This window comes from Gloeobacter kilaueensis JS1 (assembly GCF_000484535.1).
GTDB lineage: Bacteria > Cyanobacteriota > Cyanobacteriia > Gloeobacterales > Gloeobacteraceae > Gloeobacter > Gloeobacter kilaueensis.
The window spans coordinates 1,148,829-1,161,351 of record NC_022600.1 but is presented as its reverse complement, the minus strand read 5'-3'; the positions used below and the strand labels follow the sequence as shown (position 1 = coordinate 1,161,351).

Here is a 12,523-nt window from a genome sequence, read left to right as displayed (position 1 = left end):
GCCCGCGACGGCTTCCCCGTCGCGGGCTTGAATCACGGTTAGCCGTTAGAGTGTGCGCTTTTGGGTGACCATCCGGAAGCAGTCGATCAGATCGCCCACCTGCCAGGAGGCAAACTTGTCGCTGCCGACGCCGCACTCGAAGCCGGTCGCCACTTCTTTGGCATCCTCGCGGAAGCGCTTGAGCGAATCGATGTGGCCCTCGAAGACGACATCCTTGCCCCGGCGCACGCGCATCTGGGCGTTGCGCAGCAATTTGCCCTCGCGCACGTAGCAGCCTGCCACCTGGCCCTTGCCCACGGGGAAGACCTGGCGCACCTCGGCGGTACCGAGCGGCTCCTCGATCAGTTCTGGATCGAGCAGACCTTCCATCGCCAGCTGCACGTCCTCGAGCAGCTTGTAGATCACGTCGTACTCGCGCACGTCCACCCCAGCCTGCTCCGCCGCCTGCCTCGCTCCACTCGCAAAGGTGGTGTTGAAGGCGAGGATGACGGCGTTGGAGGCAGCAGCCAGATCGATGTCGGTTTCGGAGACTTCGCCGGGAGCCGCCTGGAGCACGCGCAGTTGTACCTTGTTTTGGGGCAGCTTTTCGATCGAGGCGCGAATCGCCTCGACCGAACCTTGAACGTCGGCGCGCAGGATGATGTTGAGTTCTTTGAGTTCGCCTTCTTTGGCCTTGGCAGAGAAGGAACCGAGCGAGACGCGGGCACTGCGGGCCGCCGCCTGCTCCAGCAGCCGGCTTTCGCGCAGCTTGCGGGCGCGCTCGTCGGCGATGCGCCTCGCCTCGCGCTCGTCGGAGTAGACCTCGAACTCGTCACCGGCCTGGGGCACCTCGGTGAGGCCCAGCACCTGCACAGGCGTCGAGGGCGGAGCGGAATCGACCCGGTTGCCCCGATCGTCGTAGAGGGCGCGCACCTTGCCGTAGATGGCACCCACGACCAGAATGTCGCCCAGGTGCAGGGTGCCATTTTGCACAAGAGCGGTGGCGACCGGACCCCGCGACTTGTCGAGGTTGGCCTCGATGATCGTGCCTTTGGCTTCGCGGTTGGGGTTGGCCTGCAGGTCCAGTTCGTAGTCCGCTACCAGCAGCAGGTTCTCAAGGAGCAGATCGAGGTTGAGCTTTTGCTTGGCGCTCACCGGCACCATCACCGTCTTGCCGCCCCACTCCTCGGGCACCAGTTCGTACTCGGTGAGTTCCTGCTTGACGCGGTCGGGGTTGGCGTCGGGTTTGTCGATCTTGTTGATCGCGACGACGATCGGAACACCGGCGGCCTTGGCGTGGTTGATCGCCTCGACGGTCTGGGGTTTGACACCGTCGTCGGCGGCCACCACCAGCACCGTGATGTCGGTGACTTTGGCACCGCGAGCGCGCATGGCGGTGAACGCCTCGTGGCCCGGTGTATCGAGAAAAGTCAGCTTGCGCTCGCCCTCTTCACCGGAAATCTGTATCTGGTAGGCACCGATGTGCTGGGTGATGCCACCGGCTTCGCCCTCGGCGACCCGCGCTGAGCGGACGGCATCGAGCAGCGAAGTCTTGCCATGATCGACGTGGCCCATGATCGTCACCACCGGCGGGCGCGGCTCAAGACTTTCGATATCTTCGAGATCGAGCATTTCGGTCCTGGTGGTCTGGGTGACAGTCTGCTCGGTCTGCACCTCGAAGCCGAGTTCGCGGGCCACCAGTTCGGCGGTGGGCTGATCGAGGGTCTGGTTGATATTGACCATCACACTCTTCATAAAGAGCGCCTTGATGATCTCGGTGGTCGGAACATGCATCCGCGCTGCCAGATCCTGCACGGAAATATTGCCGTTCAAGACGATCTGCTTTGGCTGCTCTTCGCTCACCTGGACTTCGCGCTCGTCGCGACGGCGCATCGGCCCGTTCGGTCGCCCGGTATTGGGCCGGGCCTGGGTGCCCTTTTTGGCGATCCCCGAGCCGGAGCGTCCGGCACTCGGGCTGGGTGCTGTGGGTTGGGCGGCGACTGGTCGGTTCTGGCCTCCCCGGTTGGGACTGATCACCGGGCCACCCCGGCGGTTGTCGGCGCGTCCCGACGGCTGAGCGGGCTGCGCTGCCCGGCGCTCCTCGCGCCGGTTGTTGTCGGCAGGCGGATTGGCGGCGGGCCGTACAGGTTGACTCGGGGCGGGGCGGGGAGCTTCGGTGTCTCTCGCGACTGGCTGGGGAACTGGCGCTTCCTCCGGTACCGCCTCGACGATTTCTGGGTTCACCAGAACCGGGGCCGGGCTTTCGGCGATGGCGGGTTCTGCGACCAGTTCAGGAACGGAGGCTGTGGCTGCCAGCGGCTGCTCCTCGACGAGGGGCCGGGTGGGTGGCTCACTGACGACGATGGTCGGCACAGGGCTTGGGGACTCGATGACCACTGGCCGGGGAGGATTGACAGCTGCGATCACCGGTACCTCTTTGATAGCCGGCTGATAACCGGCTGGGGGCCGACGCACTTCGAGAATTTGTTGTTTGTTGGCATTGGCCGCTCCCTGCTGCTGGATCTTCTCTTTTTTGCTGCCACCAGGGGGCAGACCCCGCTGAAAAGTTTCGCGGATGCGCTCGGCTTCTTCTTCGGAAATTGTGCTGCTGTGGGACTTGTGCGGAATACCCAGACGCTGGCATACTGCCATCACATCCCGGTTGTCCCGTTTGAGGTCGCGAGCCAGGTCGTAGATTCGTACTTTTCCTTGCATGTTCGCATTGGTCATACACTGGCCCTCCACTAGATTCTGGTGCAACGGTCGCTCATGTCTCAGGCTTTGCGATCTTAGCCAACTCGCAGCGCAACAGCTCGTAGAATGTCTCATCTACTCGCGCCTTGAGCGCCCGCGCCAGCCGATTTTTGCGCTGCGCCTGCCGCAGGCATTCCTCGCAGGGACACAGGTAAGCCGAGCGACCCATTCCCCTGTTCAATTGTATCTGCCAGCCGGGGTGGACCCGGACAATCCGCCAGAAGCTGGCGCGATCGTCCAGGCGTCGGCAACTGATGCAGCGGCGCTGATGTTTCATCGCTCTGGCCTGGCCTCCCTTCTTCCATGCTAGATCCGGGGGGCTGTCGGTCGCTGGCCTGGCCTGCGGCTGCTTTGCGCTTTAGCTGGTAGAGAAGTGGAAAATCATTCCATGTACGTACTGCTGATGCTCGCCTCCGGCCTGTTCTGGATTGCGACCTACCTGCTCATCATCCGTCAGGGTTTTGCTGACAAGACCTACGGGATGCCGCTTGCGGCCCTCGCAGCCAATCTGAGTTGGGAGTTCATCTTCTCGTTCGTTTTGCCCCACAAGCCCTTTCAGCGCACGATCGATGTTCTGTGGTTCGCTCTGGATCTGCTCATCGCCTTTCAGCTCGTCCGCTACGGGCCACGAGAATTTGCCGATCTGCGCAAGGGAGCCCTCTATGGCTTTGCCGGGCTGGTTCTCGTAACGGCCTTCTGCATGGTGCTTTTCGTCTCGCTCGAATTTCACGATCCAGCCGGTGCCTACGCCGCCTTTGGTCAGAACCTGCTGATGTCGGTGCTGTTTGTCGTCATGCTCTACCGCCGCCGCTCGCTGCGCGGCCAGTCGCTGACGATCGCTGTCTGCAAGCTTTCAGGCACCGCCTGCGCCTCCCTCGCCTTTTATCTTTTTGCCCCGATCACAAAAGCTTCGCTTGTGCTGCCGTTTATGTTCGTTGCCATCTTCGGCTTCGATCTGCTCTACGTCGGTCTGGTCTTTTATCTCCGCCAGCAAAGCCGGGAGCACCGGGAGCGGCTGCCTGCAGTCAAAAATGTCGCCTCAGCGATCTTTCGCTGAAAGCGGCGCACGGTTGCGGGCAAGGCGGCTGTAGATCTCGGTGGTGGCGATGCTGGCGTGGCCCAACAGTTCCTGGACTGTAGCCAGGTCCGCCCCCCCTTCGAGCAGGTGGACCGCCAGGCTATGGCGCAGGGTATCGGGGGTGACCGGCCAGCCAATACCGGCGCGGACAGCCGCCTCGCGCACCAGCCGATAAAGGGCAAAGCGGTTGAGGGGACGGCCCTGGGGAGTGCTAAAAAGCGGCTGTCGGGGAGCAGGCAGCGTCTCCAGGTAGCGGCTCACCGCTTCGAGGGTAGTGTCCAGGAGCGGTACGACCCGCTCGCGGCCACTGCTACTTTTCAGACACAGGTACGCCTCGGCAAACGACAGATCCCCCCGCTGCAGCTCGCACAGCTCGTTGGCCTTGAGCCCGGCGCTGTAGAGCAGTTCGAGCACAGCCCGCTCGAAGGGCGAGGGGCTGCCATCGATGAGGGCTGTCACCTCGGCGACGCTCAGAACGCGGGGCAGATTGCGGCCTAGCGCTGCACTTAAAGTGGGGATCCGGGCGGCAGGATCGCCCGCGACCCAGCCTTGAGATCCGGCATGGCGGTAGAACGAGCGCAGCGCTGCCAGTTTGCGGGCGATCGAGGCAGTGCTCAGGTGTTGCTGCTTGAGGGCACAGGCAAAGCTCTGGGCGGCAGCGGCGTCGAGAGTAGCCCAGTCGGCTTTTTCGCTCTCGACAAAGCGTACAAAATCATCGAGATCTCCCTGGTAGGCTCGAAGTGTGTTGCTCGCCAGCTCTCCGGAAGCAATCAGGTTATCCAGCCAGTGCTCGATCGCCTCGGGAAGTTCCATCAAGATCCTGGATGCTCCTGATACCAGCGGATTGTCTCGGCCATCGCCGGAACCAGGGGCCGGGAGTGCCACTGCAATTCCCGTTCGGCCCGCGCTGCGGAGGCCACCAGATCTCCCTGCAGGTAGTCGAGGGCCTCGCGGGTGATCACCGAATTGGGACCGCCGATGCTCGAAAACCAGTCCGAAAAAAATGCGACCGGGTAGAGCGCCCAGAGCGGCAACTCGAGGGCCGGGGCCGCTTTTGCGCTCACTTCGGCGGCCAGCTTGAACCATTCGCGCAGATTCATCGCCTCGCCCGCCAGGATGTAGGACTGGCCGGGAACGCCCTTTGCCTCGACAAGCAGCAGCCCTTCGACGACGTCATCGACGTGGACGTAGCTCGAGCGCTGCTCCGCTCCCACCACCGCCGGCAGTTCGCCCGCCAGAAACTGACGCACCAGGCGGCCAAAAAGCCCGTCGCTCGCCGGGCCGTAGACGTAGCCCGGCAGGGCGATCACCACCGGACAGCCCTGGGCAAACAATTCGAGGGCGACGGCGTGGGCCTGGGCTTTGGTGCGCGTGTAGTGCGAGAGGTGCTTTTCGCTCACCGGCGTCTTTTCGGTGGCAATGCCGCTGGTGGGATGAAAGATGCCGACCGTGCTCGAATAGACCACCCGCTCGACTTTGTGAGCAAGGGCGGCACCGAGCACGTTGCGCGTACCGCCGACGTTGATGCGCTCCATCTTCTCAGGTTCGCGGATGCCCAGGTCAAACCAGGCCGCCAGGTGAAAGACGCGCTTGACTCCGGCCATCGCCCGCTCGACGGCACCGGCGTCGGTGATATCGCCACTTATATAGGTGGCCCCCCACTGGTCCAGCTCGCCTACAGCCCGGCGGCCCAGGTAGGTGACAGCCCGGCCCTCCTTGAGCAGGCGCAGCGCCAGCTGTTTGCCTAAAAATCCCGATGCACCGGTAATCAGCGTCGCCATGCTCCCAGCCTACAGCCCCAGAAGCTTTCCCTCTGTACAGGAGCAAGCAAGATGGCCTATCGTCTGGGCAAGAATCTTCGATTGTTGCCGATGCTGCGCCTGTTTCGCCCGCCCGTCGTTCTGCTTTTGTTGCTGGTGGTCGCTCTCCTCACCGCCTGCGGCTCCACCAGCGGCTCGCCCGCCCAAAAACAATTAAACCTCTACGCCTGGTCGGAGTACATTCCTCCGAAAATGCTCGATGAATTTACCAGCAAGACCGGCATCAAGGTCAACTACGACACCTTCTCCTCCAACGAAGAACTGCTCGCCAAGTTGCAGGCCGGAGGCAAAGGCTACGACCTGATTATCGTGAGCGATTACACCGTCGATATTCTCAAAAAGCAGCAACAACTGGAGGCGCTCGACCCGGCAAGATTGCCCAACTTCAAAAACATCGATTCAAGCTTCAAAAACCCCCCCTACGATCCGGGTAATCGCTTTACGGTGCCCTACCAGTGGGGAACGGTGGGTCTTGCTGTCAACACCCGCAAACTCCAGCGCCCGATTACCCGCTGGGCGGATCTGTGGGATCCGGCCTTCAAAGGCAAAGTGGTGCTCCTTGACGACGAGTACGAGGTGCTGGGCATGGCCCTGCAGAGCCTGGGCTACGACAAGAACACCAAAGACCCCAGCCAGCTTCGGGCAGCGCAGGCGAAGCTACTGCGCCTGCGCCCCAACATCAAGCTCTTCGACAGCGACAGCCCGAAGACAGCCCTTCTTTCCGGCGAAGCCTGGCTCGGGATGGTCTGGAACGGTGAGGCGGCCCTCGCCCAGCGCGAAGATCCGGCGATCCGCTATCTGTGTCCTCAAGAAGGGTGTGGCATCTGGCACGACAACTGGGCGATTCCAAAGGGAGCAAGCCACAAGGAGGCGGCCCTCGCGTTCATCAACTTTTCGCTGAGCCCGGAAGCAGGTATTCTCATCACCCAGGCGTACCCGTACTCCAACCCGAACCGCTCCGCCCTCGAACTGCTCAGGCGAACAGAGCCAAAGCTCTACAGCGCCTATATGGCTTCTCCTGCCACCAACCCCGACCCCGCCTTCTTAAAGCGTGCCCAGCCCGTCGAGGACAAAGGCAGCGAGACGCCCCTCTGGGACCGCACCTGGACGGAGGTCAAGGGCGAGGGCGGCTCGTAAGCTCACAAATCGGCTCTCAAGGTGGGGGCCGGGGCGGTCCGGCTTGCGATCTTGGCCATCAAAGCGATGAAGACCTCGCGCTCCGGTCCATCGAGGGCTTCCAGCATCGCCTGGCACTGGTGCAACTGCTCGCGGGCTACCTCGGCGAACATCGCTTTGCCCGCAGCGGTCAATGCAAGGCGGACGATCCGTCGATTCGAGGCGACGCGACTGCGCTCGACCAGCCCTTTTTGCACCAGCCGCTCGACAGCACTACTGGCTGTCGAGAGCGGCACACCCAGGCTCTCGGCGACCTCGCCCAGGGTGCATGGACCGCTCTCGCCGATCAGGGTCAGAGCCTGCTGGTCGGTCGGGTTCAAACCCTCCCCACCTCCGCGCCCCTGGGGCTGGGCTACCTTCAGGCTGCGGATCAGCTGCTGCACTGACTGGTAGAGCAGTACGAGCTGCTCCTCGGTGATCGCCATGCTCGACATGGGCACACCATACCGGAAGCTCACCCCCGCGACAACCGGGCAGACCTATCGCCAATTATACGAAATTCGTATATTATGAAAATCGTAATTTGATTAAAGCTCTGGCGATGGCAAGGACGGTACTGATCACGGGAAGTTCGAGTGGGATCGGTCGGGCAACCGCTGAAGTATTTGCGCGGGCGGGCTGGAATGTGGCGGCGACCTCGCGCCGGGGGGAGCTGACATTTCCCCGGATGGCAGGAAAGGTGGTCACACCCCGGCTGGACGTTACCGACGAGCAGACGATCGGCGGTGCTGTCGAGCAGGTAGTCGCACAATTTGGCGCGATCGACGTACTCGTCAACAACGCGGGGTACGGTTTGAACGGGCCCCTGGAGGGCATTGCCCCGGAGCAACTGGAGCATCAGTTCCATACGAACGTCTTTGGTCTTGCTGCGGTCACTCGCCTGGTGCTGCCGGTGCTGCGCGAGCGGGGCGGCACGATCGTCAACGTTTCTTCGATCGGCGGTCGGCTGGCTTTTCCCTTCGGCTGCGCCTACCATGCCACCAAGTTTGCAGTCGAAGGGCTATCGGAATCCCTGCGCTTCGAACTGCTGCCTTTTGGTATCCAGGTCAAGCTGGTGGAGCCCGGCGGCACGCGAACCGACTTCCTCTCGCGCTCCCAGCAGTGGGCCTCCCACCCTGCCTACGAAGGGCCGCTGCGGCGCTTTCAGGAGATGGCCCGGCAACTGGATGACCGCTTGCCCGGCCCCGAGGGGGTGGCAAAGGTGATCTACCGGGCTGCCACCGACGGGTCGTCCCGGTTGCGCTACCCGGCCCAGCCCGGACCGTACCTGCTGCTACGCGGATTGCTGCCGGACGGGCTCTGGCAGAGACTGGTCGGTGTTGCTCTGGGGATGCATGCCGGGAGCCCCAGGACAGTTGCCGACCAGGGGCGCTGATCGCGCTGTTTTGTCGTTGCTCGATACAAACTTTGACGGGCCCAGCAAATACACGCGATGCGTTCTTCTTTTTGGATTATGTACGCGGGTCTAGAATCAGCCGAAGCGGTAGCCGAAGCCCCGCACCGTCACCAGGTACTCGGGGCGGCTCGGGTCTTTTTCGAGCTTTTCGCGCAACCAGCGGATATGCACATCGACGGTCTTGCTGTCGCCCATAAAATCTGGTCCCCAGACGCGCTCGATGAGCTGTTCGCGCGACCAGACCCGGCGGGGGTTGCGCATAAAGAGTTCCAGCAACCGAAATTCTTTGGGCGACAGGTCGCTCGCCACACCGCGCACGTTTACCCGGCATTCCTGGGTGTTCATCCAGAGATCCCCGCAGCGCAGGGTGGCGTGCTCGTCGAGCGCCTGGGTGCGCGAATGGCGGCGCAGCACCGCCCGGCAACGGGCAACCAGCTCGCGCATCCCGAAGGGCTTGGCCAGGTAGTCGTCCGCACCCACTTCGAGACCCACCACCCGGTCAGTTTCAGCGGCCTTGGCCGTCAGCATCAAGATCGGCACCCCGTTGCCCTCGCGGCGCAACAACCGGCACAGATCGAGGCCATTGAGGTGGGGCAGCATCAGATCGAGCACGATCAGATCGACTTCGTCGGTGCTGCGCATCAGTTCGAGCGCCTGACGGCCATCTTCTGCCAGAACGACGCTGTAGCCTTCTTCGCCAAGAGCCATACCTACCGTCTCGCGGATCAGTTCGGCGTCATCGACGACCAGCACGGTCTGGCGGTTCACGGTCGATTCCATTCGAGATCCTCTGCAGGCGAGAATATCCTACCATCCACCGTAGCCCGCTGCCTGGGACTCGCCAGCTTGGGGTAGGCTAGATGCTGGTGCCCACCAGCATTTGAATCGGAAGGTGAAGGTCATTTGGTGCAACCGCTGCCGACGCTCGATCAACAGCCGCGTATCTATCCGCAGGGCAGTCCACTCGTCGTCATCGGTGGCGCAGAGGACAAGGAACGCGAAAAAAGCATCCTCAAAACTTTTTTTACGATTGCAGGTGGTCCCCAGGCCCGGATTTTGATCATTCCGAGCGCGTCGAGTATGCCCGAGATCTTAGCGGAGGTCTACCGGCTCGTCTTCGTGCAGATGGGGGCGGCAAAGGTCGATGTGCTCAACATCACAAGCCGCTTCGAGGCAGATCTCGTAGAAACTGTCGAGCGGGTGCGCGCCAGCAGCGGTGTCTTTATGACCGGCGGCGATCAGGTGCGGCTGTGCAACCTGATCGCCCACAGCGCTCTGGCGCGGGCAATGCAACAGGGCTCGATTCTAGGGCAGCTTGTACTCGCAGGTACGAGCGCCGGAGCGTCAGCCCTGGGTGCCTGCATGATCGCCCGTGGCTACAGCGGCGAGGCACCCAAGCGCAACATCGTGGAACTTTCCGAAGGGCTGGGGATTCTAAAGAATGTAATTGTCGATCAGCACTTCCACAACCGCAATCGTCTGCCCAGGCTGATGACGGCGGTGGCGGCCCGGCCCGATTGTCTGGGTATCGGCATCGATGAAAATACAGCCTGCATTCTGCACGCGGAAGGCACGCTGGAGGTGATCGGCGAGGGGACGGTCACGATCGTCGATGGCAGCGAACTGATCTACAACACAATCAACGAGATCCAGGCGTATCAACCGCTCAGCGTCGGCAGCTTCAGACTGTCGGTGATGGCCCAGGGACTGCGCTACAACCTCCGTGAACGCAAAACCCTCTAAAATTGTGCTCGCCCTCGCGGCCCTGGCCCTGGCCGGTTGCACCGCCTCGACCGCCGACGCGCTGTACTTTGGTCGGCTGGTTCCCCCTGCCGAAAACGTGCTTTATGTAGGCAACGGCCCGGAACCGCGCTCGTTCGATCCCCACAAATCCGCCGGTATCCCGGAGCAGCATATCTTCGGTAGCGTCTACGAGGGGTTGACCGGCTACGACCCGAAGACCCTCGCACCCCGACCGGCCACAGCGCTGCGCTGGCGGACCAACAAGACGGCGAGCGTCTGGACTTTTTTTCTGCGCCACGACGCCCGCTTCAGCGACGGCACACCGGTCACAGCCCACGATTTTGTCTGGAGCTGGCGGCGGATCATCGATCCGGCCACCGCCTCGCCCTACGCCAACTTGATGTACTACGTCAAAAACGCCCAGGCGATCGCCGAGGGGCGGGTGCGTCCGGATGGGCGCAAGTACACCCCGGCGGACCTGGGGGTGCGGGCGGTGGACGACTACACCCTGCGCGTCGAGATGGAGCGGCCCACCGCTTTTTTTGTCAAGATGACGCCCCACTACGCCTTTACGGTCGTGCCGCGCCGGGCGATCGAGCGCTGGGGCGACCGCTGGACCCAGCCGGATCATTTTGTGGGCAACGGCCCCTTTCGCATCGCCGAGGCGACGCCCTACAGCCAGGTAGTCCTCACCAAAAGCCCGACCTACTGGGACCGGGCCCAGGTCAGACTCGACAAAGTAGTGCTCCTGCCGGTTCAAGAAGAATCGCAGAACGCCAATCTCTACCGGGCCGGTGAGGCTGACGCCCTCTTCAGCAACACGCTGCCGGCCCCGCTCATCCGCCAGTTGCGCCGCTACCGGGACTACCAGGGGGGCGCATTCTTCACGAACTACTACTACGATCTCAACGTCAGGCGCAAACCCTTCGACAACGTGCTGGTCCGCCGGGCGCTGAACCTCGCTATCGACAAGCGGGCGATCGCCGAGGAATTTATCGGTCGAGGCGAGGTGGCGGCGACGACCTTTGTGCCGCCGGGGGTGCCGGGCTACCGACCGCCAACCGGGCCGGGCTACGACCCCGCTCTGGCCCGCCGTCTGCTCGCCCAGGCGGGCTATCCGGATGGCCGGGGGTTCCCAAAAATAACGATCGCCTTCAACACCGCCGAGGTCCACCGCACCGTCGCCCAGGCCGTCCAGCAGATGTGGAAGCAGCAACTGCACATCAAAGTCGAGTTGCAGAACGAAGAATGGCAGACCTTCCAGGCCCGGCGCGAGCGGCGCGACTTCGATGTGGCCCGCGACGCCTGGACGGGCGATTACATCGATCCGAGCACTTTTTTAGATCTGATGAGCGAGGACACGCTCAACAACCACGCCGGTTGGACCGATCCAAAGTACACCCGGCTGATGACCCAGGCCAACGCCGAGCCGAACGAAGAACGGCGCAACCAGCTACTGGCCCGCGCCGAAAGCTATCTGCTCGATCAGGTGCCGGTGATCCCGATCTACTTTTATGCTCTGAGCTATATGAAAAAGCCCTGGGTTGCAGGCTGGTATCCGAACCTGCTCGATCAGCATCCCTTCAAGTTTGTCTGGATCGACCGCGACTGGCAACAGCATCCGATCGCCCCCACACCCTGAACCTGCCGCCATGCTCAAATTCATCCTCAGACGCCTGCTGCTCGCCATTCCCGTTCTGCTTACGGTGATCACGATCAGCTTTTTTTTGGTCCGCCTGGCCCCCGGCGGTCCTTTTAGCGAGGAGCGCGCCTATCCCCCGGCGGTGATCGAAAGGCTCAACCAGAAGTACGGCCTCGACAAACCCCTGCCGGTGCAGTACTTCAATTACATGAATCGGGTACTTTTTCACTTCGATCTCGGGCCTTCTACCCGCTACCTCGATCGGAGCGTCACCGACGTGATCGCCCAGGGTCTACCCAACTCGATGATCCTGGGGGCGACGGCCTACCTGATTGCCCTCGTTCTCGGCCTGGGCATCGGCATCGTCGCCGCCCTGCGCCAGAACACGCTGGTCGATTACGGGGCGATGGCGGTGGCTGTACTCGGCGTCTCGATTCCCAACTTTGTGCTGGGGCCGATTCTGGTCATCGGCCTGTCGCTGTCGCTGTATCTGTTGCCCCCCGCCCGCTGGGGCGATCTCGCCCACTTGATCTTGCCTGCTTTTACCCTGAGCGCCCTCTACACCGCCTACATCGCCCGGCTCACCAGGAGCGGTCTGGTGGAGGTGCTGCGCTCCGACTACATCCGCACCGCCCGCGCCAAGGGGCTCAGCGAGAGTACGGTTCTGCTGCGCCACGCCCTCAAAGGCAGCATCCTGCCGGTGGTCTCCTACTCCGGCCCGGCCCTCGCCTTTTTGCTCGGCGGCACGATCGTCGTCGAAAAACTGTTTTTGATCCCCGGCCTCGGTAACTTTTTTATCGAGGCCGCCAACGCCCGCGACAGCTTTATCGTCGTCGGCGTCACCCTGGTGGTGGCAAGCCTGCTCACCGTGCTCAACTTGCTCGTCGATATCGTCTACGCGCTCATCGATCCGCGCATCGCCTACAAGTGACCGC

General features: G+C 62.6%; 12 protein-coding genes. 6 read left to right on the top strand and 6 right to left on the bottom strand.

Features of this window, described 5'->3' with window-relative positions; all coding sequences use genetic code 11:
* Positions 1–45: 45 nt before the first annotated feature.
* On the bottom strand, positions 46–2,709 hold the full coding sequence (gene infB, locus GKIL_RS05540; RefSeq protein WP_023172452.1) for a translation initiation factor IF-2: 2,664 nt from the start codon (positions 2,707–2,709) through the stop codon (positions 46–48).
* Positions 2,710–2,746: 37 nt separating this feature from the next.
* Positions 2,747–3,010: a YlxR family protein gene (locus GKIL_RS05535; protein WP_023172451.1), complete on the bottom strand. Its 264-nt coding sequence runs from the start codon at positions 3,008–3,010 to the stop codon at positions 2,747–2,749.
* Positions 3,011–3,121: 111 nt separating this feature from the next.
* Between GKIL_RS05535 and GKIL_RS05530 the strand changes: the two genes are divergently transcribed.
* Positions 3,122–3,790, top strand: a complete 669-nt coding sequence (locus tag GKIL_RS05530) for a transmembrane-type terpene cyclase (RefSeq protein WP_023172450.1) — start codon at positions 3,122–3,124, stop codon at positions 3,788–3,790.
* On the opposite strand, the gene GKIL_RS05525 is transcribed toward GKIL_RS05530, so the two are convergent.
* Together GKIL_RS05525 and GKIL_RS05520 are read right to left on the bottom strand one after the other, a co-directional pair.
* Positions 3,773–4,624: a tyrosine-type recombinase/integrase gene (locus tag GKIL_RS05525; protein WP_023172449.1), complete on the bottom strand. Its 852-nt coding sequence runs from the start codon at positions 4,622–4,624 to the stop codon at positions 3,773–3,775. The two genes, GKIL_RS05530 and GKIL_RS05525, sit on opposite strands and share 18 nt — an antisense overlap.
* Positions 4,624–5,592, bottom strand: a complete 969-nt coding sequence (locus GKIL_RS05520) for an NAD-dependent epimerase/dehydratase family protein (protein WP_023172448.1) — start codon at positions 5,590–5,592, stop codon at positions 4,624–4,626. The genes GKIL_RS05525 and GKIL_RS05520 overlap by 1 nt, the downstream gene beginning before the upstream one ends.
* Before the next feature lie 51 nt (positions 5,593–5,643).
* Here GKIL_RS05520 and GKIL_RS05515 point away from each other — a divergent pair, with 51 nt between their 5' ends.
* A complete protein-coding gene (locus tag GKIL_RS05515; RefSeq protein ID WP_023172447.1) occupies positions 5,644–6,768 on the top strand; it encodes a polyamine ABC transporter substrate-binding protein in 1,125 nt (374 codons plus the stop codon).
* Between the two features lie 2 nt (positions 6,769–6,770).
* On the opposite strand, the gene GKIL_RS22355 is transcribed toward GKIL_RS05515, so the two are convergent.
* Positions 6,771–7,241 carry a MarR family winged helix-turn-helix transcriptional regulator gene (locus GKIL_RS22355; protein WP_051382684.1) on the bottom strand — a complete coding sequence of 157 codons (471 nt, stop codon included), beginning with the start codon at positions 7,239–7,241 and terminating at the stop codon, positions 6,771–6,773.
* A 107-nt stretch (positions 7,242–7,348) separates the two neighbouring features.
* Between GKIL_RS22355 and GKIL_RS05505 the strand changes: the two genes are divergently transcribed.
* Positions 7,349–8,182, top strand: a complete 834-nt coding sequence (locus tag GKIL_RS05505) for an SDR family oxidoreductase (protein WP_023172445.1) — start codon at positions 7,349–7,351, stop codon at positions 8,180–8,182.
* A 96-nt stretch (positions 8,183–8,278) separates the two neighbouring features.
* Here GKIL_RS05505 and GKIL_RS05500 read toward each other — a convergent pair whose 3' ends face one another.
* A complete protein-coding gene (locus GKIL_RS05500; protein ID WP_023172444.1) occupies positions 8,279–8,983 on the bottom strand; it encodes a response regulator transcription factor in 705 nt (234 codons plus the stop codon).
* 126 nt (positions 8,984–9,109) lie between these two features.
* Here GKIL_RS05500 and GKIL_RS05495 point away from each other — a divergent pair, with 126 nt between their 5' ends.
* From GKIL_RS05495 to GKIL_RS05485, 3 genes are read left to right on the top strand one after another with little or no spacing between them, the layout of a single operon-like run.
* A complete protein-coding gene (locus GKIL_RS05495; RefSeq protein ID WP_023172443.1) occupies positions 9,110–9,946 on the top strand; it encodes a cyanophycinase in 837 nt (278 codons plus the stop codon).
* The gene (locus tag GKIL_RS05490) at positions 9,927–11,588 is read left to right on the top strand and encodes a peptide ABC transporter substrate-binding protein (protein ID WP_081705175.1); all 1,662 of its coding nucleotides are present in this window, start codon (positions 9,927–9,929) and stop codon (positions 11,586–11,588) included. The genes GKIL_RS05495 and GKIL_RS05490 overlap by 20 nt, the downstream gene beginning before the upstream one ends.
* A gap of 10 nt (positions 11,589–11,598) precedes the next feature.
* Complete coding sequence (locus GKIL_RS05485; protein ID WP_023172441.1) at positions 11,599–12,519, top strand: ABC transporter permease; 921 nt, start codon at positions 11,599–11,601, stop codon at positions 12,517–12,519.
* Positions 12,520–12,523 lie beyond the last annotated feature (4 nt).